The organism is Paenibacillus koleovorans NBRC 103111, from assembly GCF_004000845.1.
GTDB classification, from domain to species: Bacteria; Bacillota; Bacilli; order Paenibacillales; family NBRC-103111; genus Paenibacillus_AA; species Paenibacillus_AA koleovorans.
The window spans coordinates 24,287-45,828 of the sequence record NZ_BIMA01000037.1; the positions used below are offsets into that span (position 1 = coordinate 24,287).

21 protein-coding genes are annotated in these 21,542 nt (G+C 56.1%); 18 read left to right on the forward strand and 3 right to left on the reverse strand.

The genetic code is table 11. The features are described 5' to 3' along the window. Position 1 precedes the first annotated feature (1 nt). From PKO02S_RS14225 to PKO02S_RS14250, 6 genes are all read left to right on the forward strand, one after another. Positions 2-871: a 2-oxoacid:ferredoxin oxidoreductase subunit beta gene (locus PKO02S_RS14225; RefSeq protein ID WP_127583872.1), complete on the forward strand. Its 870-nt coding sequence runs from the start codon at positions 2-4 to the stop codon at positions 869-871. Positions 872-998: 127 nt separating this feature from the next. Further along, positions 999-1,592, forward strand: a complete 594-nt coding sequence (gene pduL, locus PKO02S_RS14230) for a phosphate propanoyltransferase (RefSeq protein ID WP_127583874.1) — start codon at positions 999-1,001, stop codon at positions 1,590-1,592. 121 nt (positions 1,593-1,713) lie between these two features. After that, positions 1,714-3,282 (forward strand): tRNA (N6-isopentenyl adenosine(37)-C2)-methylthiotransferase MiaB, encoded by a 1,569-nt coding sequence (gene miaB / locus PKO02S_RS14235; protein ID WP_127583876.1) that lies wholly within the window; start codon positions 1,714-1,716, stop codon positions 3,280-3,282. Between the two features lie 30 nt (positions 3,283-3,312). Next, positions 3,313-3,819, forward strand: a complete 507-nt coding sequence (locus tag PKO02S_RS14240) for a YlbF/YmcA family competence regulator (protein ID WP_127583878.1) — start codon at positions 3,313-3,315, stop codon at positions 3,817-3,819. A gap of 93 nt (positions 3,820-3,912) precedes the next feature. Then, entirely contained in the window at positions 3,913-4,800 is an 888-nt protein-coding gene (locus PKO02S_RS14245) for a diacylglycerol/lipid kinase family protein (RefSeq protein ID WP_164821459.1), read from the forward strand. A gap of 20 nt (positions 4,801-4,820) precedes the next feature. Next, positions 4,821-5,300: a low molecular weight protein-tyrosine-phosphatase gene (locus PKO02S_RS14250; protein WP_127583882.1), complete on the forward strand. Its 480-nt coding sequence runs from the start codon at positions 4,821-4,823 to the stop codon at positions 5,298-5,300. A 59-nt stretch (positions 5,301-5,359) separates the two neighbouring features. Here PKO02S_RS14250 and PKO02S_RS14255 read toward each other — a convergent pair whose 3' ends face one another. Beyond that, on the reverse strand, positions 5,360-6,772 hold the full coding sequence (locus tag PKO02S_RS14255; protein WP_127583884.1) for a hypothetical protein: 1,413 nt from the start codon (positions 6,770-6,772) through the stop codon (positions 5,360-5,362). Positions 6,773-6,891: 119 nt separating this feature from the next. Here PKO02S_RS14255 and PKO02S_RS14260 point away from each other — a divergent pair, with 119 nt between their 5' ends. After that, positions 6,892-7,398 carry a mismatch-specific DNA-glycosylase gene (locus tag PKO02S_RS14260; protein ID WP_127583886.1) on the forward strand — a complete coding sequence of 169 codons (507 nt, stop codon included), beginning with the start codon at positions 6,892-6,894 and terminating at the stop codon, positions 7,396-7,398. Here the strand turns inward: PKO02S_RS14260 and PKO02S_RS14265 are convergent. Together PKO02S_RS14265 and PKO02S_RS14270 are read right to left on the reverse strand one after the other, a co-directional pair. Next, complete coding sequence (locus PKO02S_RS14265; protein WP_164821460.1) at positions 7,383-8,114, reverse strand: sulfite exporter TauE/SafE family protein; 732 nt, start codon at positions 8,112-8,114, stop codon at positions 7,383-7,385. The genes PKO02S_RS14260 and PKO02S_RS14265 overlap by 16 nt on opposite strands. Positions 8,115-8,252: 138 nt before the next feature. Further along, complete coding sequence (locus tag PKO02S_RS14270; RefSeq protein WP_127583890.1) at positions 8,253-10,298, reverse strand: hypothetical protein; 2,046 nt, start codon at positions 10,296-10,298, stop codon at positions 8,253-8,255. Between the two features lie 187 nt (positions 10,299-10,485). Between PKO02S_RS14270 and PKO02S_RS14275 the strand changes: the two genes are divergently transcribed. The 11 genes from PKO02S_RS14275 to PKO02S_RS14325 all read left to right on the forward strand — a co-directional run bounded on the left by PKO02S_RS14275 (position 10,486) and on the right by PKO02S_RS14325 (position 21,468). Beyond that, the gene (locus tag PKO02S_RS14275; RefSeq protein ID WP_164821461.1) at positions 10,486-11,295 is read left to right on the forward strand and encodes a helix-turn-helix domain-containing protein; all 810 of its coding nucleotides are present in this window, start codon (positions 10,486-10,488) and stop codon (positions 11,293-11,295) included. Positions 11,296-11,444: 149 nt separating this feature from the next. Beyond that, a complete protein-coding gene (locus PKO02S_RS14280; protein WP_127583894.1) occupies positions 11,445-12,329 on the forward strand; it encodes a phytanoyl-CoA dioxygenase family protein in 885 nt (294 codons plus the stop codon). Positions 12,330-12,347: 18 nt separating this feature from the next. Next, positions 12,348-13,196, forward strand: a complete 849-nt coding sequence (locus PKO02S_RS14285) for a sugar phosphate isomerase/epimerase family protein (RefSeq protein ID WP_127583896.1) — start codon at positions 12,348-12,350, stop codon at positions 13,194-13,196. Positions 13,197-13,211: 15 nt separating this feature from the next. Beyond that, positions 13,212-15,395, forward strand: a complete 2,184-nt coding sequence (locus PKO02S_RS14290; RefSeq protein WP_127583898.1) for an alpha-galactosidase — start codon at positions 13,212-13,214, stop codon at positions 15,393-15,395. An 8-nt stretch (positions 15,396-15,403) separates the two neighbouring features. Continuing rightward, a complete protein-coding gene (locus tag PKO02S_RS14295) occupies positions 15,404-17,134 on the forward strand; it encodes a polysaccharide deacetylase family protein (protein ID WP_127583900.1) in 1,731 nt (576 codons plus the stop codon). 97 nt (positions 17,135-17,231) lie between these two features. Then, positions 17,232-17,711, forward strand: coding sequence for a GNAT family N-acetyltransferase (locus PKO02S_RS14300; protein ID WP_127583901.1), 480 nt, complete (start codon positions 17,232-17,234; stop codon positions 17,709-17,711). Between the two features lie 65 nt (positions 17,712-17,776). Continuing rightward, complete coding sequence (hisA, locus tag PKO02S_RS14305) at positions 17,777-18,532, forward strand: phosphoribosylformimino-5-aminoimidazole carboxamide ribotide isomerase (protein ID WP_127583903.1); 756 nt, start codon at positions 17,777-17,779, stop codon at positions 18,530-18,532. A 36-nt stretch (positions 18,533-18,568) separates the two neighbouring features. After that, a complete protein-coding gene (locus tag PKO02S_RS14310; RefSeq protein WP_127583905.1) occupies positions 18,569-19,384 on the forward strand; it encodes a protein phosphatase 2C domain-containing protein in 816 nt (271 codons plus the stop codon). A gap of 9 nt (positions 19,385-19,393) precedes the next feature. Continuing rightward, the gene (locus PKO02S_RS14315; RefSeq protein ID WP_127583907.1) at positions 19,394-19,813 is read left to right on the forward strand and encodes a hypothetical protein; all 420 of its coding nucleotides are present in this window, start codon (positions 19,394-19,396) and stop codon (positions 19,811-19,813) included. 95 nt (positions 19,814-19,908) lie between these two features. Continuing rightward, on the forward strand, positions 19,909-21,219 hold the full coding sequence (locus PKO02S_RS14320; RefSeq protein ID WP_127583909.1) for an MFS transporter: 1,311 nt from the start codon (positions 19,909-19,911) through the stop codon (positions 21,217-21,219). A gap of 63 nt (positions 21,220-21,282) precedes the next feature. After that, complete coding sequence (locus PKO02S_RS14325; RefSeq protein ID WP_127583911.1) at positions 21,283-21,468, forward strand: hypothetical protein; 186 nt, start codon at positions 21,283-21,285, stop codon at positions 21,466-21,468. The last annotated feature ends 74 nt before the right edge of the window (positions 21,469-21,542 follow it).

A 21,542-nucleotide genomic window follows, 5' to 3' on the forward strand; every position in this document is an offset into this window, starting at 1 on the left:
GATGGCTACATTAAAAGATTTCAGAAATAATGTGAAACCGAACTGGTGTCCGGGCTGCGGCGACTTCGCCGTACAAGCGGCTATCCAGAGAGCGGCAGCCAACATCGGCCTGGAGCCTGAGACGCTAGCCGTCGTCTCCGGGATCGGCTGCTCCGGCCGGATCTCCGGCTACATCAATTGCTACGGCTTCCACGGCATTCACGGCCGTTCCCTTCCGATCGCCCAGGGCGTGAAGATGGCGAACCGCGAGCTGACCGTTATCGCTTCCGGCGGCGACGGTGATGGCTTCGCGATCGGCATGGGCCACACGGTGCATGCGATCCGCCGCAACATCGACATGACTTACATCGTCATGGACAATCAAATTTACGGATTGACGAAGGGCCAGAACTCGCCGCGCAGCGCGAAGGGCTTCATCAACTCCAAATATACGCCGCAAGGCTCGATCGAGACCGAATTGGCTCCGCTGGAGATGGCGCTTGCCGCCGGCGCGACCTTCGTCGCTCAGTCGTTCTCGAGCAACCTGAAGCAAATGACCGCGATCTTCGAAGCAGGCATGAAGCACAAAGGCTTCTCGATGATCAACATCTTCAGCCCGTGCGTGACCTTCAACAAGTTCAACACGTACGAGTGGTTCAAGGAGAACATCGTCGATCTGGACGAAATCGAGGGGTACGACCCATCGAACCGCATCCAGGCGATGACGAAGCTGATGGAGACGAACGGTATGCTGACCGGGATCATCTATCAGAACAAAGAAAAGCAAAGCTACGAAGAGCAAGTCGTCGGCTTCAGGCCGGAGTCGCTCTCCAAGCAAAACCTGCAGCTTAGCGAAGCGGACTTCAGCAAGCTGGTAGCGGAATTCAAGTAATCGCATTACAATGAAGGCATGTGAGCCCGACTCGCATGCCTTTTTCTCGCGGACAGAGCGTTTCCGCCGGAACGATGCGGGCATACTGGTAACAGAATGGATGTAGAAAGAAAAGAGGCGGAAACCAATGAGCGATTCGAAACAGCTTACTCAGGAGCGTTGGATCCCCGTAGGAGTATCGGGGCGTCATCTCCACCTGAATGCAGCGGACTTGGCAGCCTTGTTCGGAGAAGGCTATGAGCTTAAGCCGCTCAAGCCGCTGTCGCAGCCCGGGCAATACGCCGCGGAGGAAACGGTATCGATCCAAGGTCCGAAAGGCCGGATCGACCATGTCAGGGTGCTGGGACCGGTGCGTAAGGCGTCGCAGATCGAAGTCTCGCGAACGGATACATATACGTTGGGGGTCCAGCCGCCTGTTCGAGAATCCGGGAGCATCGAAGGCACACCGGGTATGACGGTGATCGGCCCGCGAGGCAAAGTCGAGCTGAAGCAAGGCGTGATCGTGGCGGCGCGACATATTCATTTTCATACGAAGGAAGCGGAGGCTTGGGGCATTCAGGATAAAGCGCGGCTGAGAGTTCGGCTGAACGGCGAGCGGCCGCTCGTGTTCGAGGACGTGATCGCCCGGGTCTCCGATCAGTTCGCCCTGGACCTGCATATCGATACCGATGAGGCGAATGCGGCTGGAGTCCGAACCGGGGACCGCGCCGAGCTGCTGTAAAAAGAAGGCTAAGTTGTGAATTCGAACGAACTGGGATGGCTTTGGAGCAAGCAGCATCGCTCGAGGCCGTTTAATTTTCTATCGAAAAATGATATACTTTCGCTAGAAAGCGGGTGTAACTATGTCTAAATCTACGCCGGGGAACAAAGACTACTCCAAGTACTTTGATTTCTCGAATGCGAAAGTGTTGCATGAAGACGAGCACGGCAAGCATATTCGGGTTAACGGCCGAGAAATTCATATCGTTTCCCAGCCTTCCTATAGAGAAGAGAAACGCAGAGGCAAGGAAGACGTACAGGTCCTCTACGATAACGGCATCCCGGAAGAGATGAAGCATCTGGGGCAAGGCAAGCACTATCATATCACCACGTACGGCTGCCAGATGAACGAGCACGATACCGAAGTGATGCGCGGCATGTTCGAAGCGATGGGCTACACCTCCACCGAGGATCGCGACGAGGCGGACGTCATCCTGCTCAACACTTGCGCGATCCGGGAAAACGCGGAGGACAAAGTGTTCGGCGAGCTCGGCCACCTGAAGCATCTGAAGCTGGAGAAGCCGTCGCTTATTCTTGGCGTCTGCGGCTGCATGTCGCAGGAAGAGTCCGTTGTGAGCCGAATCATGCAGAAGCATTCGTTTGTCGACTTGATCTTCGGCACGCACAACATTCACCGTCTTCCTCAGTTATTAAAGGATGCCTACTTCGGCAAAGAGATGGTCGTCGAGGTGTGGTCCAAGGAAGGCGACATTATCGAGAATTTGCCTAAGAAACGCGAAGGCTTGCGCGCCTGGGTCAACATTATGTACGGCTGCGACAAGTTTTGCACATACTGCATCGTTCCTTACACGCGGGGCAAGGAGCGAAGCCGCCGTCCGCAGGACGTGCTGGCCGAGATTCGCGATTTGGCGCGCCAAGGGTTCAAGGAGATTACGCTGCTCGGGCAAAATGTGAATGCGTACGGCAAGGATTTCACCGACTTGACCTACTCGTTCGGCGATTTAATGGACGATATTCGCAAAATCGATGTGCCTCGGATCCGATTTACGACTTCCCACCCTAGAGATTTTGACGATCAACTCGTTGAAGTGCTGGCGAAGCGCGGCAATTTGGTCGAGCATATTCACTTGCCGGTTCAATCGGGCAGCAGCGAAGTGCTGAAGAAGATGAGCCGCAAGTATTCGCGGGAGCATTACCTGGAGCTTGTCGGCAAAATCAAGCAGGCGATTCCTGATGTCGTATTGACCAGCGATATAATCGTTGGGTTCCCGGGTGAGACGGACGAGCAGTTCGAGGACACGCTGTCTCTTGTGAGAGAAGTTCGCTACGATTCGGCTTATACGTTCATTTACTCTCCGCGCGCGGGTACGCCTGCCGCCGAGATGGAGGACAATGTGTCGATGGAAGTGAAGAAGGTCCGATTGGCGCGGCTGAACGAGCTGCTGAATGAAATCGGGCGGGAGCGCAACGAGGAGCTTCGCGGGCAGGTCGTCGAGGTGCTCGTGGAGGGCGTCAGCAAGAACAACGCGGAAATGCTGTCTGGCCGTACCCGGACCAACAAGCTGATTCATTTCAAAGGGCATGCTTCCCTGAGCGGCGATTTCGTACACGTACGCGTGACGGAGCCGCAAACATGGGTGTTGAAGGGCGAGCTCGTCCAAGAGCCGGAGCGGGCGAATCCCGCCGTATAATGCAACGATAAACTTGAAGGAGTGACATATATGTCAGCACAGGAAGCGCACGACCATACGCACAATCACGATCATGGCCACCACGGTCACGCACATGATGAGGACGGTCATTGCACAATCGAGAAGTTCAACGTCCGCGACCTGATCGTCCGCGAGGATATTATGGATCGGACCAAACAACTGGCAAACCTGATCTCCACATCCGAAGAAGTCATTTTCTACCGCAAGGCCGAGCAGATGATCAAGGACAATAAGGAAGTACAGGATCTGATCAAGCTGATCAAGAAACGTCAGAAGGAAGCGGTCGCCTTCGAATCGTTCCAAAATCAGAAGATGGTCGACAAGATCAACGGCGAAATCGAAGCCCTCCAGGATCAATTGGATGGTTTCCCGGTTGTAGAGCAGTTCAAACAAGCGCAAGAAGACATCAATTATTTACTGCAAATGGTCGTTTCGGTCGTTCGCGATACGGTGTCCGACAACATCAAGCTGGACGAAGAATCGGTAGCGTCCTCGCTCAAAACTTGCAGCGACTGATTCCTGCTTGAAACCTGCGATGGTTCTGTTATGCTGAGAAGCATAGACGGAAGCATCGTATTTTTTTGGGGCAAGCGGGGGGCTATTCGAGAGATGATAGGGTTTGTGGTAAACCGGACATCGGGAAACGGAAAAGGTGCGGTGAAATGGCGTGAGCTGGAGAAGCTGCTGCAGGCGAGAGAGGTTGCCTATGAGGTGCGTTTCACTATGCATGGCGGCCACGCAAAGCAGCTTGCCGAGGAGCTGGCTGCCCAGCCTGGGATGGAGGCGGTTGTAGCGCTAGGCGGCGACGGCACGCTCAACGAGGTCGCCAGCGGGCTTATAGGCGGCTCGGTGCCGCTCGGATGCGTGCCTTCCGGCTCGGGCAACGATTTCGCGCGCAGCGTCGGCATTCCGGCGGATGCAGCTGGGGCTTTGAGCCGCATCTTGGAACATCGCATCCAGCGAATCGACGCCGGGTTCGTGAACGGCAAATGCTTCGTCATCTCTGCAGGCGTCGGCTTCGACGGGGAAGTGGCCCGCATGACCAACGCTGCCGCGTACAAGCGCTGGCTGAATAAGATAAAGCTAGGCAGCTTGTCCTATGTGATCTCCGTCCTCCGCCTGCTCACAAGCTACAAGCCGGGGCCGGTGACGCTGGAGCTCGACGGCGAGCCGCATCAGCTGCAAGGCGCATGGCTGATCGCTATTGCGAATATGCCCTACTATGGGGGCGGCATGAAAATATGCCCGGATGCCAGGTTTGACGACGGCCAATTTCAATTATGCGTCGTGGACGGGATATCCCGACTGGAGTTTCTGAAGTTTTTCCCGCAAGTGTTCGCGGGTACGCATACACGCCATCCGGCGATCCGGATCTGGAACGCTTCCCATGTCCGCATCCGTTCGGAGCGGCCGCTTGCCATTCACGGCGATGGCGAATGGGCGGGCACGACGCCGGCGGACATCGAGCTGCAGGCGGGCAGCTTGCTGATTTTGTAAGCGCAAGGGAGGATTCACTTATGATTCGAGTGTTATTCGTCTGTCTGGGCAACATCTGCCGCTCGCCTATGGCGGAAGCCGTCTTCCGGCGGATGGTGCAGGAAGCCGGGCATATCGATCGGATCGAGGTCGATTCGGCCGGCACCGGCGATTGGCATGTCGGGGAGCCGCCGCATCGAGGCACGCGCGAGCTGCTGCGCAAGCGGGGCATCGACCACGAGGGAATGCTGGCGCGGCAAGTGAAACGCAGCGATTTCGCGGACTTTCATTATATAGTCGCGATGGATTCGACGAATCGGGACGATCTTCAGAAGCTGGCGCGTGAAAACGAAGCGGAGAAAGAGAAAGTCGTGCTTATACTGGACTTCCTCCCTAATGAGAAGCGGAAGGATGTGCCGGATCCGTACTTCACCGGCAACTTCGAGGAAGTATACCGGCTGCTGGACGGCAGCTGCAGACGGTTGCTTGAGCACATCATAGAGCGCCACGAACGGCTATAAGAAGAGGACCCCGACCGGCCGTCGAGCCGATGGGGGTCCCTTTGCATTCACATCCGCGATCAGATCAAGAACATCGCGACGATCGTCGTTACTACAAGGCCGATGACGACCGGCTTCAAGTTGCGGCGGGCGAGCTCGAACGGATCGACGCCGCAGATGGCGGCCGCCGGGATGAGCGCCCATGGGATGAGCGTCCCGCCGCCGACCCAGATCGCTGCGATCTGGCCGAGGGCGGTCAGCGTGGCGATGCCGGAGCCGATGGCGGAAGCGAACAAATTCGCGATCGAGCCGGCGAGCGAGATGCCCGAGAAGCCCGAGCCGTCGAGTCCGGTGATGGCGCCGACGGTCGTGAGCGTAACGGCGCTGACCGATTGGTTGACCGGCACGTTGTTCGCAAGCGCCAGGCCGAGATCGTTCACGATGCCGTGCGAGCCTTCCGGCAGCAGCTTGCCGAAGATGTCGAGGAAGGCGGAGTCCCCCAAGTAAAAAAAAGCGGCGATCGGGATGACCGGCCCGAAGACGCGAAAGCCGAATTGGAACCCTTCGATGAGGTACGTCGTCGTGCGTTCCAGTCCGGCTCCCTTATGCGTCAGTATCGAGAGCAGCAGCATGATGAATAGCGCAGTGCCGCCGATCAGCGCGGTTGCGTCGCCGCCGGTCAAGTCCAGCCGGAACATCGCGACGATGTCGGCGGCGAATAGCAGCGGGATGACGACGGCCATCAGCGTCTTCATCCCGGCGGACAAGGCGTTGCGCTCCGCTTCGCTGCCGGCGCTGTCCTCAAGCCCGGAAGCTACCGTCGTACGGCCGGTGTGCGGGGTCAGCTTGCCGAGCCGAATGTCGCGGCGCATGATCCAGAAGGCGACAACGGTTGTAACCAACCCCATCACGATGACAAGCGGGATGCTTGCCGTCAACACGTCGTCGACCGGGATGCCTGCGGCATCCGCAGTCAGCTTCGGCGCGCCTTGGATGACGAAGTCGCCGGAGAGCGCGATGCCGTGGCCGAACAAGTTCATCGCCATCGCGACGGCCAGCTCAGGAAGTCCTACCCTCACCGCGACGGGAAGCAGCACGGCTCCAATCAGGGCGACGGCCGGCGACGGCCAGAAAAACCACGAAATGACCATCATGACGAGGCCGATAATCCAGAATGCCATATTCGGCGTCCGAATGAGGCGGGTGACGGGGGAAATCATAACTTCATTAATGCCGGTCCGAATCATCACTTTGCTCAGCGATACGATGATCGAGATGACGAGAATCGTCCCGATCAACTCCTTGATCGCGTAGATGAAGCTCGAGAACACGCCGCTGATCGATGCGCTGAGCGAGTGGGTGGCGACGAGCCCCAGCAGCAATATGCCGGCGACGCATACGAGCGTCGTGTCCCTGCGGCGTACCATAAAGCCGATAATAAGGACGACGAACGCCAAGTAAATCCAATGCAGCGAAACCAATGTGGTTTCCATAACCGTCTCATCTCCCGGAAAGGGTTTACATAAGGTACGATATCCTATGCGGGAGCCCAAAGAGAGGTGAATGGACCAAGCGTTTGCACTTGTGGAAATGAACAAGAGGAGGACGAACGATGGACGCGATACCGGATCATCTGGAGAAAGGATTGAACATCTTATTCATCGGCTATAATCCGAGCATCCGCTCGGGGGAGACGGGCCATCATTATGCGAACCCGACGAATCGATTCTGGCGGGTGCTGCAGCTCTCGGGATTGACGCCGAGGTTGTACAAGCCGACGGAGGACGGCGAGCTGTTGAAGCTCGGTTACGGGTTCACGAACATCGTCTCGCGACCGACGAGAACGGCGGCGGAGATTACGGCTGAAGAGTATGCGCAAGGGAGAATAGAGCTGAGAAGCAAGCTGGAGCGGATCCGGCCGCTTGCAGCGTGTTATGTGGGGAAGGGCGTATATGAGCAGTTCGGAGGGGATCGATCTGCCGGTTGGGGTCTCCAGCCGGCATCGGTCGTTCCCGGAGTCGAGGATTTCGTGACCCCTTCCACGAGCGGGCTTGTCCGCATGTCGCTGGAGGAGTTGGCCGCTATTTTCCGACAGCTCCACGATCATCTCGCCAATTGATAGAGCGTCACCAAGCTTGGAATGAGCGCATTCACTCCCGTTACCAGGAGTAGCAGAAGGGTAACGCCGCGGAACAAGACCGGAGTAATTTGCTTTTGAATGGCCGATCCGATCCATTGCCCCAGCAGAATAGCCGGGATATACCAGTAGAAATGAGCCAGGCTGTGGATGATGACCCGGTCGGACATCCATTGGAGCAGAAGACTGATCGGGTACAGCATCGCATTGTAGAGAACGGAAGTGCCGCGGAACGTATCTTTATTCACCCCCTTCGAGGTCAATAACATCACGAGCGGAGGGCCGGGCATGCCGACTGAGGTGGACAACGTGCCGGAGATCACTCCGACTCTGCGCCCTTCGCCCAGCCGGAACACCGTCTTGCGAGCCAGCAGCGCCGTAGCGACAAGAATGCTGATGCTGACGAGCAGCTTCAACCAGAGGACAGGGATCGCGAAGTACAGCAGCGCTCCAAGCGGCAAGCCGATCAGGCTGCCTCCGAACACCCGCAGCATCAGGCGGCGCTCTGCATGCCGCCAGACGGAAGGCAAAGCAATCAAGCAAGAAGCCAGCGACAGGGCGCCTGACAAGAAGATGGCGGTATGCGCATCGAAAGTAAGCATGAGCAGGGGAATGGCGATAATGCCGAAGCCGAAGCCGGTACAAGCTTGGATGAGCACCGAGCCGAAGACGATGAGAAGCGGGAACAGCATTTCCATGGGGGACGATCTCCTATTCACAGCAAACGAATCAATCTTTAAACTTATATGAAACATTATAATACAATATAATACAACAAGGCAATCCCTAAATGTTGCGAGGTGATTGCCTTGTTTGGTTATATCCTTATTCCTGCACTAGAAGCTGTCGCCGGTCCGTTTGATGACGATATCGTCGACATGCGCTTTGCCGTTCGTAAACGTATAGTCGTTATTGCCGATGTAGATGCGGATTTCGTTTGTCCCGGTCGCCGGTGTCGTAAACGTGAAGCTGTAGGGCTGCCATGTTGAATTTGTGAAGGTAAGCCCCTGGATCGATGCGCCGGTTGTCTGGTTGTAAACCGCTACGCGACCGTTGGCGCCGGAACCGTCGGTTTTGCCCATAAACGAAATGGTGTAAGAGGTGGACGGCTGCCATTCTTCCCACACTTGGTACAGCTTCGTCCATGTGGAACCGTCCGCTTTGATCGTAATCGCGTTGTCGCCCGAGTATTTATTCGTGCTGTCCAGGTAGACGTTCGCGGAAGTCGCCTGGAAACGCGTCCAGCGTGCCGGCAGCGTCGCATCGCTCACATTTTTGAACTCCATTCCCTGATTGACAATTTTCTCGGGATCCCAGGCAATGATCTGCGACAGCGTCAGCAGTCGGGCGGCTATGTCCGGCGTCCAGCTGCGGTATTGCTCGGCGGCGATTTTCCATACGGTGGAGTTGAACTGCGACAGCTCCACCCAGTTGCTTAGCGATCTGGATGAGTTTGTGTTGCCGGTGCCGTTCACGTAATACGTGACCGTCGGTGTCGCTAGCGAGCCGTTCCACATTTTGTTCACGAGGGTGGACGTAAAACGATTCATATCGGTGCCATTGTAGATTTGCCCGTTGCGGTACATATTGATGACGGCGCCTAGATCGACCAGGGCATGGCTGATATCTTCCCGTGCGGTGTAGAACTCTCCGTAGGTCCAATCGTAGGCCGTTCCGCTGACGCTCAAGTCATACTTGAAATATTGGTTGATCTTCTTGGCTTTGTCGAGATAGGTGGAATTGCCGTTCACGGTATACATCGTATAGAGCATATCGGCGAAGCCGAGGGACATGTTGTAGGCCAAATTGCGGCCAGGAAAGTTGTTGTCCAGCGTAGCCTTGTTCGGGGGCTGCGTGTACGAGCCTTCCGTCGCCGAGATATTGTTCCAGCTGTTGCCGAGGAAGGCGCTGTTGGTCCATTTTGGCACCATTTCGTTCTCGATGAACGACTGATAAGTATTGGATTTGGTTAAGTAGGCGGTCTGCAAGGAAGGCGTCTGATTAATAAGCTGGATAAAATCGGCCATCGCCACGCCGACCATGGCGTCCTGGATAATATAAGGATATCGCCCGCTGACCTTCACATCATCAAAGTAGGCGATGCCTCCGGATACGGCGTAATCCTGATGGGCCAGCCAGACGCGAATATCGTGATTGCTTGCGGACGGCATCATGAAGTTGACTTCGTAGTATTGAAATGTAGTATTGTTGAAGGTCACATCGGCCAGATTGACCCCTGCTGTCTCGTCGCGCACATAGACTCGTCCGACGACGGCCGAGGCGTTGATTCGTCCTTGGAACCGAAGCGTGTACCTGGCGCTTGTCTCATAGTTAGTCAGCTTCTGATACATTTTTTGCCACGTGGTGCCGTTTGTCTTCAGCATTAACCCCCAGTTACCCGTTACTTTGCTATTCGTGCCGTTGTCTCGGTAGGCGGTGCTGCTGTTGGACTGCCAACGCACCCATTTGTTAGGAAGCGTGCTGTCCGAAGCGTTCGGCGTCTCGAAGCTTTCGTTCTCGACATCGATGGGGGAGTAGCCTGGGGAATCCCACGTGTCGTAACCGTCTCCGTCATCGTCGTTTACGTGAGTGAGCATAGTGTCCATGTGCGTCGTGAATTTATCCAACCAGCCCGTGTCTTTCGTAGTTTTGTACATGTTGACGTAGCTTTGAAGTATATAGCTCTCTCCCCAGCCGAGCACGCCGGAATCGTAACTGTTGTACAAGTTGTTGCCAATGGTGCTTTCGAGCGCGACATACTTGTCGTACCAGATGTTGCCGGATGCGGAAGCCGTGCCTGCGAGCAGCGAGCCGCTCAATACACCGATGCCGAGTGCGATACTAAGCACCTTCTTGGAAAAACGACCGAAGCTTGAACTCATGAACGCATCACTCCTATTCAGTTGTCAGGCGCCTGCACCTGCAATGTATCACCGCTATGAGAACGCTGTCAAAGGGGAAAAAGCGATTGTGAGCGTTTTGAGCAAAACATTGCGCGGTTCAAGTGGAAATGATGTATGATAATAGGATAGTCAGTCAACATGTATGTTCCGGGGGGACTTTAGCGTCATGTGGAAATACATCGATCATGTCCAAGTGAGCACCGCCATTCGGGGCCATCAAGGTCAATGGGACATGCCGTATCACTCGCACGTGAGCATCGAAATTTCCACCGTCCTGGACGGTGGGGGCGGGTTTGCCTGGGGGGCGGACGAAGAGGCGCATGTGCTTGAACCAGGGGACGTCGTGTTGATTCCATCGAGCATCCTGCATCGGTTTTGGACAAAAGGGGCGATTCGTTTCGCCGTGCTGCACGCGGGCCATTTCAACAAAGAGATGACCGAGCTGTTCCATACGATAGTACCGGAAGACAAACCCCGCATCTTGCATCTGTCGGCGATGGATCTGGATATGTACGAATCGATGTTCCGCAACTGGCTTCGGGCGGTTTCTCAGCCGCTGCGCGAACGGGAGAAAGTCGTGAACACGTGGATCCGCTTGTTCCTGCTCACGCTGCTGCAGCAATCCGACGCAAAGACGAAGCCGCTCTCCGTCATGAATGCCGCCGAATACATCCGCACGAATATGAAGCAAGCATTGCCTATTCAGGAGCTTGCCCGGTTGTCCGGGCTCTCGGAATCTTCGTTCCGCCGTTTGTTTCACGAAACCTACGGGGTGTCGCCGAAACAATATTTGCAGCAAGCCCGCCTCACCGAAGCCAAGTTTCTGTTGCGCTCCTCGACCAAGTCGATCCAGTTGATTTCCGAGCAAATCGGCTTTCTCAGCATCCATGCCTTCAGCTCTTGGTTTCAGAAAATGGAGGGCACGTCGCCGAACGAATGGAGAAAACAGCAGCAAGGCGATCAACTGCCGCTCTGACCGCGAGGTCAGGGCTTATTTTTTTCTTCGAAAGTCGATGACGTTTTCATTAAATGTTTCGGCGCTTAGGATAAATACAAGACTCGATGCGGTGTTTATAATGGGGAACATTACCGGAACATCATAGGTAGAAGGATGGGGTGGAACGAATGAACGTCAAAATTTGCGATGTGGAATTCGAAATGGGAGGCCCGTATTTGACAGAGCTGCGCGACTCGGGCGACATTCGACACGATATGGACGCGCTTAGAGCCCGGATGCAAGAAGACGGCTACGTTCTCATTCGAGGCTTTCACGATCGAGACAAGGTGCTGAAGGCGAGAGAGCAAATTCTCCAGAAGCTGGAGCGCATGGGAAAATTGCAGCCGAACACGGATTTGACAGAAGCGCTCATTGGCGAAGGACAGCGAGGCGTCATGTTCGGAGGGACGAACACCGATTTGCCGGCTTATCTCGATGTCGTCAATTCGCCGGACGTGATGAAGTTTTTCGAGCAATTCCTGGACGGCGAGCCGCGGACGCTTGATTATAAATGGCTGAGAGCGGTTTCGACCGGCGGGTTTACCGGAGCTCATTACGACATCGTTTATATGGGTCGCGGGACGCCAAACTTGTACACCTTATGGACACCATTCGGCGATACCCCGATCGAGATGGGAACGCTTGCGATTTTACTTGGTTCCCAGCATTTTGAGAAAATCCGCCAGACGTACGGCCAAATGGATGTGGATCGCGATTCCATCGAAGGCTGGTTTTCGAGAGATCCGCTCGAGCTGGTGCAAAAGTTCGGCGGTAAATGGGCGACCACCCATTTCGAGGCGGGAGACGCGATATTTTTCGGGATGTTCCTGATGCACTCCTCCACCGAAAATACGACGAACCGGTTCCGCATTAGCTGCGACACCCGGTATCAGCTCGATTCCGAGCCGGTAGACGATCGCTGGATCGGCGACAAGCCGAAGGGGCATACGGCGAAAGCCGATCATCAACGCATCAATATGGAAGACGCTCGCAAAAAATGGGGACTTGCCTAGAGGGGAACGAAACAAGAGATGATCCGATTGACATGTATGACCCTTCCTTACTTGAAAATGCCGTTCGAACGGGCGCTTGCGGGTATTGCCGATGCCGGATACCGCTACGTCTCCTTCGGCTTGCCGCATGACGGTAAGGATGTACCGGAAGAGCAAAACGCTCGTGCGGCCGATGAGATTGGGGCGCTGCTGGCCCGCTACCGGCTCGAGCCGGTCATGCTCGTCAGCACGAACCAGATCGGCCCGGGGCAGCCGATCGAACGAGCGCGGCAGCGGTTCGAATTCGCCAAGACGCTCGGCATCACCGAGCTGCTGTCGCTCGGGACGCTCAGCTACCGCAACTTCCCGCACGATCCGCTGCCCGAGGACGAGCTCAAGCGCAAAAACGACGCATTCGTCGGCAAGTTCCGCGAGCTGGCAGGTTTGGCGGAGGAATTCGGCATTTATGTGACGATTAAGCCGCATACGGGCAACACGGCAACGGCGAAGGAGCTGCTGGAAACGCTGGGAGAGATCGGATCGTCATATGTGCGGGCCAGCTATGATCCCGGCAACGTCCATTTCTATGAAGGGATTGATCCGGCGGCGGACTTCCCGCTCATTGTCCGGCACACGCACTCGCTCGTAGCCAAAGATCATCGAGGGGCTCGTGCGGAGCGCGACTTCCCGATTCCGGGCGAAGGGGACGTCGATTTCGGTTCGATCTTCCGCACGTTGAAGGCGGAGTCGTTCGACGGCTCGGTAGTGGTGGAGCGGATCGACGGAACGGATGTTACGATATCGCCGGAAGAGACGGACCGACGGATTGCGCAAGCGCGGAACAACATGGTCCGGCTGCTGGAGCAGGCCGGCTGCAACTACGAATAGAGAGTGGAGTGTCTCATGCAACCTTCGGAATTTGAATTTGGCGGCTGTTATGCCCGTTTCGAACGGCTGCAGCTCGTGATCGGCAACACCCGCATCGAGCGCGGCTGGGACTTGTCCTACGGCGTCCCTATCACCCTCTCGCTTCTGAACAAGACGGACGGAACCGAATGGATAGACGCCGATCCTGGGCGGCGGGCTCGCGCTTGCGGCTTGCCGTTGTGGAACTCCCTGGAGGAGGTCGACTCCATCCGCGTCTCGTTCGATACGGACGACGATTTGGGCATCGGCGCTGAACATTTGCGTACGACCGTCTTGCTTAATTGGGGCGACCGCGAGATGAAGCTGGAGTTTGCTGTGTACCCGGACAAACCGTGGATTCGTCAGCGGATCTGGGTGCGGGAAGCGACTGGAGATGGGGATTTTTCCTCTTCCCTCGAGGCGTCCGGAGAGATTGCGATCGTGAACGCCGTGCCGCTGACGGCAACGTCGGCCGTAGTTGGGCCGGGCATGCAGCTGGACGACAATGCGAAAACGGCAGTCGGCGCGGCGGCTGCCGGAGACGCCGACAATTGCCTCGATGCGCTGCCGATCGGCGAGCTTCACGCGCGTTGGGAGGCGGTCGAGCTTCGCGACGTGACCGATACGAACAACAACCTGGTCAGCTTCGAGCAGGGGATGCTGTACACGAACGAGAAGCGTAAAATCCGCGGCAATCTCATGAAGCTGGAGCGGACGCTCGAGCGGACGGGACTGTGGGTCGTGAAGGAAGGGCCGACGCCGTACGGCCACTTGCATTATCCGGGAGGCGACTTCGAGTTCACCGGCCGGGTGCTGAGGGTGATCGGCTGCGGCATCGCGGCGAGCGATCTGCGGAACGGCGAGTGGATCCCGGCCTACGGCTCTTCTGTCGGTGTCTGGACTGGCGGCGAGCTGGAGAGCTGGCTGGCGCTTGACGATCTGCACCGGGCGATCCGGTGCTTTCAGCCGGCGCGGGATTATTTCCTCATGTGCAACAACTGGGGCGACAGGTCCAAGGACGGGCGAGTGAGCGAGAAGTTCATTCAGACCGAGCTTGAGCGGGCGGCTGAGCTAGGCATTACCAATTATCAGATCGATGACGGCTGGCAGCATGGCAATACGACGAATTCGGTCAACCCGGCCGGCGGGCGATGGAGCGATTATTATGCCGATGGGGACGGCTTCTGGAACGTCCATCCCGAACGGTTTCCTAACGGCTTTGAGCCTCTGAAGCATACGGTGGAGCGAAACGGACTGCGGCTGGCGCTCTGGTTCTCTCCGGATTCGGCTAACGATTTCGCCAATTGGGACAAGGATGTGGAGAGGCTGCTGGAGCTGCATCGGGACTACGGCGTTTGCTATTTCAAGCTGGACGGCATTAAGATTAAGTCCAAATACGGCGAGACGAATCTAGTGCGTATGATGCAGCGGGTTGTTCGTGAGTCCGGCGGCCGTGTTTATTTTAACGTCGATGCGACCAACCAAGTGAGGCTTGGCTATTACGGACGCAACCAATACGGAGGGCTGTTCGTCGAAAACCGCTATACGGATTTCCGAAGTTATTACCCGCATTGGACATTAAGGAATTTATGGTTGTTATCCAAATATGTGCCGGCTCAGAAGCTGCAGATGGAGTTTCTGAACGTAGACCGCAACCGGCATGTATATGGTGAAAATGATCCGTTGTCTCCCTATAAGAGCGGAATCGCCTATGCGTTCGCGGTCACGATGTTCACGAATCCGCTTGTCTGGATGGAGCTGACCGGGCTTAGCGCCGACAATCGCGTGATCTTGAAGCGGATGCTGGATGTGTACAACCTGCACCTGGCTTCCGTACTGGACGGAAGGGTGCTGCCGATCGGGGATACGCCGGACGGAGCGCAATGGACCGGCTTGCAATCGGTGAAGCGAGGCGGGGAAGGATATTTGCTCGTCATTCGCGAGCGACATTCGTTGCCTTCGAAGCGGATGCCGATATGGGGACTGGAGGCGGACGGCTCGGTAGGAGAACGCTCCATTCAACTGACGCCATTGCTGACTATGGAGAGCAGGAATGAAGTAATCGCGAACGGCGGAGGGTTTGAGCTTGCTATAGATGAGGATGGACGGGTTCGGTTTGAACTGGCCGCTCCTTTCTCCTTCGGGTTTTATCACTATCGGGTTCGATCGTCGAAAGGATGAAGACTAACATGAGTGCGAGCAGAATGGCGGAAGTAGCAGTATTACTGGACCGGGAGGCGGCTATAGCGCGTTGGGCCCGTGGCGAGAACGTATTTGAACGTTTCGTCGTAGAAGTGCTGGAGCATGCCGGCATTCCGTTCCGTGTCGTAGAATGTATGCAGCAGCTGATCGGCTTGGATGATAATGCTGTGAGGCCGGACGTCTTGATTGCGGCGCTGGAGCCTGAGGCAGGCAGCGAAAATCACGAAGCGATGTGGAAGTTCGCGGAAGAAGGCGGGATGCTGATTTCATTCGCCGGATTGGACGCCTTCGCTCCAAGGCTCGGCTGTGTGGTAGCCGGCGGATTCGGACCGGGGTATGCACGGTTAACGGAGTCGCTTGGCGATCCGCGTCCGTTACGCTTCCTGCTCGCCGATGTTTGGCGTGCTAGCGGTACGGTGCCGGTCGAAGAGCAGGGGGCGCTGCTGGCAGGCTCTCCGAACGGCGAGCCGATCGGAGCGGCGCTGCAACGCTTCGCCGTCGGGCGTGGCTCGATTCATCGCTGGGCGGTGGATCTCCCCGGCACATGGGTTGGCCTGCAGCAAGGCACGCAGCCGGTTACCAAGGATGGCGTTCCGGCACCGGACGGCACGGCGGCGATCGACGACAAGATGCTGAAGGCGGATGACGGCTTTGAGCTCGATTGGGTGCACGACCGTGTGCAGACCGACACTGGGTTCAACTATTTCCCGCATCCGTATTCCGATCTATGGAAGGAAGCGTTTATCGGGCAATTGCTGTCCGTTACGCTCGAAGCGGGAGTGCCGTTGCCGTTCGTCGGGTATTGGCCTGATGGGGTCGAGCAGGTGGCGCTCATCTCCCACGACAGCGACCGCAATGAAGACGAGACGGCGATTACGACTCTTCGGGTGCTGAAGGAATGTGATATCCGCAGTACATGGTGCATGCTCGAGCCGGGTTTCCACCCGTCTATCTATGAGCAAGTCGTGGCAGACGGCCATGAGCTGGCTTTCCATTATAACGGGATGGCCGAGCAGAAGGGCGGCTGGAGCGAAGCCGAGTTCGACCGCCAATTCGCCTGGCTGCAAGAAGCGACAGGCATTCGGAAATTCGCCTCCAACAAAAACCATTACACCCGAGTGGAGGGCTGGGGCGAATATTTCCGCTGGTGCGAGAAACACGGCATCGAGACGGATCAGACCCGTGGCGCCAGCAAACGCGGCAACATCGGGTATTTGTTCGGCACCTGCCATCCTTATTTCCCGATCGCTTGGGCGGATGAGCAGAACCGCTCCTACGACGTGCTGGAGAACGGGTTTCTGACGCAAGACCTGGATCACGAGCGGCTGGCGGACAGCAGCGTGCTGATGCCCTTCCTCGAACATGCAAAGCGGGTGCAAGGCGTCGCTCACTTCCTGTTCCATCAGTTCCATATCCACAATCAGCCTCGAGTGACGGATGCACTGCGCAAAGTCGTTCGGGTGGCGCATGAGGAAGGCTTCACGTTCATGACGGGTCAGGAAATCAATGATTGGGAGCGGGCTCGCAGGCATCTTCGGGTTGAGCGGCTTGATGAACAGGGTGGGGCAATCGTGTCATCGTCGCTGGCGGATGCTGCTTCACGGGCCGGTCAAGCGGTCGTATGGATCCCGCGAACACTGGGTGGAGAAGCGGGTGTCGATGAAGGGGTCGCGATGAAGTTCGGGGTCCGTTGCGTAAAGCAAGTGGCGGCGTTTTAGTTTGATTCGGCAGGTTACATGAGAAGTCAGGCGCGATGCATTTCGCGCTTGGCTTTTTTTAAGTTTGGGGTATGATGGAAGGGGAGTTGATGGTACTATGGATAGACGGATTTCTGTAGTGATTAAGCGCATTCTGCCTGTAGATCGACCGGACTGGAGCCGACTTGTGGAGGAGAGTTTGCATGAGCATTACCGTCATATCGAGCGGATGGCTGAGGAGTTTACGACCGGCGCCAATCGGTTCGATCGGTTGGGAGAAGCTTTGTTCGGTGCCTATCGGGATGGGCAACTTGTCGGGATCGGCGGCTTGAACCGCGATCCCTATGGGGAAGCGCAAAATTCCGTCGGCCGGGTGCGTCGAGTGTATGTTTCGCCTAGCTGTCGGGGGACGGGCATCGCGCTGTTGCTGATGGAGACTATCATCCGTGAGGCGCGGCTGCATTTTCAGGTACTGACTTTGCGGACGGACAATCCGATCGCCGAGCGGCTTTACCGGAAGCTAGGGTTTGTGGTGACGGATGCATATCTATCGTCGACGCATGTTTTGACGTTGGACGACGTTGCGGTCGAAGAATAGCGATATGGCATCAACTTAGTTGGCGAATAGTGGTCATTTCACATAGAGAGAGGACGAAACAGGCTATGAAATTCAGACCTTGCATCGACTTGCATCAGGGCAAAGTGAAACAGATTGTCGGCGAGACGCTGCAAGCGGATCCTCGTGCGGTTGTGGAGAACTTCGTCTCCGAGTATGACTCCGCGTATTATGCGGGTTTGTTCCGCGAAGACAAGCTGACCGGCGGGCATGTGATCATGCTGGGCGGCGGCAATGAGGAAGCGGCGGTGCGCGCGCTCCAGGCCTATAGGAGCGGCTTGCAGATCGGCGGCGGCATAACGGCGGATAATGCGGCGTATTACTTGGAGCAAGGCGCGTCGCATGTAATCGTGACCTCATACATTTTCCGTGACGGACGATTGGACTGGGAACGGCTGGAGTCTGTGGCAGGCGTCACGGGCAAGGACAAGCTCGTCATCGACCTAAGCTGTAAAATGAAGGACGGTCGCTGGTACGTCGTCACGAACCAATGGACCCAGTTCAGCGACTTCGAGCTGACGCCGGCCAATCTGCGTGAGCTGGAAGGCTACTGCGACGAATACCTCATCCACGCGGTCGACGTCGAAGGCAAACGAACCGGAATCCTCGAGCCGCTCGTCGAGCTGCTGGCGGAGAGCGTGACGATCCCAACGACTTACGCAGGCGGTGCCCGCTCGCTCGAGGATCTCGACCGCTTCGAGGCGCTCTGCGGCGGGAAGCTGGACATTACGATCGGCAGCGCGCTCGACATCTTCGGCGGCAAGCTGCCTTACAAGCATGTGGTGGAGCGCTGCGGACAATGAGCGGCAACTCTGGCGCAGGACAAGGAGAAGCCGATCATGCGCTATACTCATTTTCATCTTAAAAGCCCGCTGAAGGCGGAAACCGAGGATGCCTTCGCCATCCAACCCGCCACAGGAATATACGCCGTGTTGGACGGCGTCACTCCGCTGCATGACTATCGTGATGCTGAGGGGCATAACGGGGCTCATATAGCGGCACAATTGTTCAAAAGCAAACTTGAACGGCCGGATGTCGACCCCGCAATGCCGCTGACCGATCTAGTGAACGCAGCCAATCGCGACTTGCGGCAGCTTATGCTGAAAGCGGGTGTCGATCTAACGGTTTTGCACGAGCTTTGGTCGACTTGCGTGGCGGCCGTTCGCGTCCGGGAAACGGAGGCGATGGTAGATTTTGCGCAATTGGGTGATTCTATGATCGTGGCCGTATACCGGGATGGCACCTTCAAGTCGCTCACCGAGAATCGGGTGCAAGGCGTCACTTCTCGATCGGCTGCTTACAGAGAAGCGGCGAGACGCGATGGAGCCGACTTGCCGGATGAAGCTTATTTCGACATCCCGAAGCATCGGTATGCCTACAACCGGACATTGGCGAACCGGCCGGAAGGCTACGGCGTCGCCAACGGCATGCCGGACATCGGTGTTCATCTGCAACACGGCACGATTCCGTTGGATGGACTATCCAGCCTCCTCCTGTTCACCGACGGTTTTTTCCATCCGGATTATGAGCTTGAGAAGGCTGCGCCTCGTATGATCGAGCTTGGTTTCGAAGCTTACGTGGATGAAGTGGTAGCGGCGGAGAAAAGCAAACAAGCGCAGCCGGACGATCGGACGGCGATACGACTTACGTTTTGAGGAGCCCTTATGAAGCATTCTTCGGATTTTATCCGGATCCATTCCTTAGCAGGCGTGCTCATGATGTACCACAAGAAGCAGGATCTCGGCCTGACAATTTCTACTGAGGAGCTTGTCATCCAGCGCCCGCATTTGAATTACTATATCAAGCTGAAGGATATTGTCAGCATTGCCCCCTACAAGCCTCATCAAGGGAAGTCCGTTCGAATGGTGAGCAACGACGACGCTTCCCGCGAGATCGCAAGACTGAGCAGTGACTCCGGCTCGTACCGGTTTTACGTCATCCAGGCGATCATGCATAATCGGAGCGGGTTGACGGAAGTGGGTAAAATGGAGTTCGTGCTGCCTGTAGCGAAAGAAATGCTTGAAAAAATCGGTCAATTCGGCGCCTTCTGGCCGGTCGACCGACCACCGGGTCTGAGCGATTGAAGAACGGAGTGAACGATCCATTGGAAGTAGCTCTTGATAAGAAAATAGAGGAACCACATTCGCCCGAACCCCGCGTAAAGGGTAAATGGCCGGTTATGATAAGCATCGTGATCGCGATGCTCGTCGCCTCGCTCGATTCAACGATAACGAATACGACGATCCCCCATATCGTCAGCGATTTGGGAGGATTTTCATTATACGCCTGGAGCTTCGTCTCCTATATGATCGCTTCAACGGTTATGACGCCGATCGCCGGGAGATTGTCCGATATATTCGGCCGCAAGCGCGTGTTTGCTACCGGCATTCTCGTTTTTATGCTCGGCTCGCTGTTATGCGGCACTTCGCAAACGATGCTGCAGCTAGTGCTTTATCGCGGCGTGCAAGGCATCGGGGCGGGCATTCTCATTCCCTTTCCGGTCATTATCGCAGGCGATCTGTTCTCCGTAGCCAAACGAGCGGTCATCCAAGCGTTTTTCTCCGGCATGTGGGGATTATCGGCCGTTCTGGCACCTCTGTTGGGATCGTTTTTCGTGGAAGTCGCGAGCTGGAGATGGATTTTTTACATCAACATTCCGCTTTGCATTCTGTCGATTTTATTGCTGCTGCCGTATAGGGAAGTGTATGTGCCTAGGAAAGGGCCGATTGATTACGGCGGAGGCGCGCTTTTCGCAGGCGGCGTCATCTCGTTGCTTCTACTTACTGTTGTTGAAGGCAATTATTTCATCTATGCTCTTTTCAGTGCCTTATTTTTCGCAGCTTTTTACCTGGTTGAACGGAGCCACAAATCGCCTTTGATTCCCTTTTCCATTTTCCGCAACAGCCGGCTTAGCTGGATGATCGTCAACTCCTTTCTGGCGACGGCTGCATTGTTCGGTTCCGCCAACTACATCCCCTTTTTCTTGCAGGAGCAAGGGTATTCGATCTTCGTGAGCGGGCTGGCGCTGCTCGGTGAAGCGATCGGGTGGCTGCTTGTGGCGGTGCCGGCCGGTCGTTGGGTGCTGCGGTTCGGGTATCGGCCTCTGATCATTGCGGGCAATAGTCTGCTCGTTCTGTTCGGACTGCTGTGTTTGACGTTGTCGGAAAAGAGCGGTTTCTGGGACGTGTTCGGCATTATGTTTCTGGAAGGCATGGCGTTCGGCTTGATCGTGACGGTCACTACGATTGCCGCCCAGCAATTGGTGGATGCGCAATCCAAGGGCATTTCGACTTCGCTGCAATTTTTTGCACGGAATATCGGCACGGCGGTTGGGACTACGATTATGGGTGCTTTCCTGACCAAGGCGACCGTCTTCATGGAAGGCATCCATCAGCTGTTCCTCTATGGGTTCGTCGTATCTATTCTCGCATGGGGCTCCTCGCTGCTCATTCGTTCCTCTCGGAAGGAATCTATTGATGTAGAGGGTTGAATCGGGTATGATGATGGTAATATATAGGCTAATGGCGGACTAAGTGGACAGGAGGCAGTATAGATGAGCTTCAATATCGCAGGAACCCAGGTGCCGGGGTGTGTCGTGAAAGCGATCGAGACGGGCAAGAGCAAAGCACAGGAAGTTGTGCAGGGCATGATCAACGAAGCGATCAACGATCCGACCAAAAATCTCAAACAAATGCAGCAACCTTCCGGTTTGTCGTCCTTTATCGATATAAAGATTTAATTCCCATAGGACTCAAGTGTTGAAACCATGGAGGCCGGTTCCGGTTCCGTGGTTTATTTCTTTCATGTGATAAA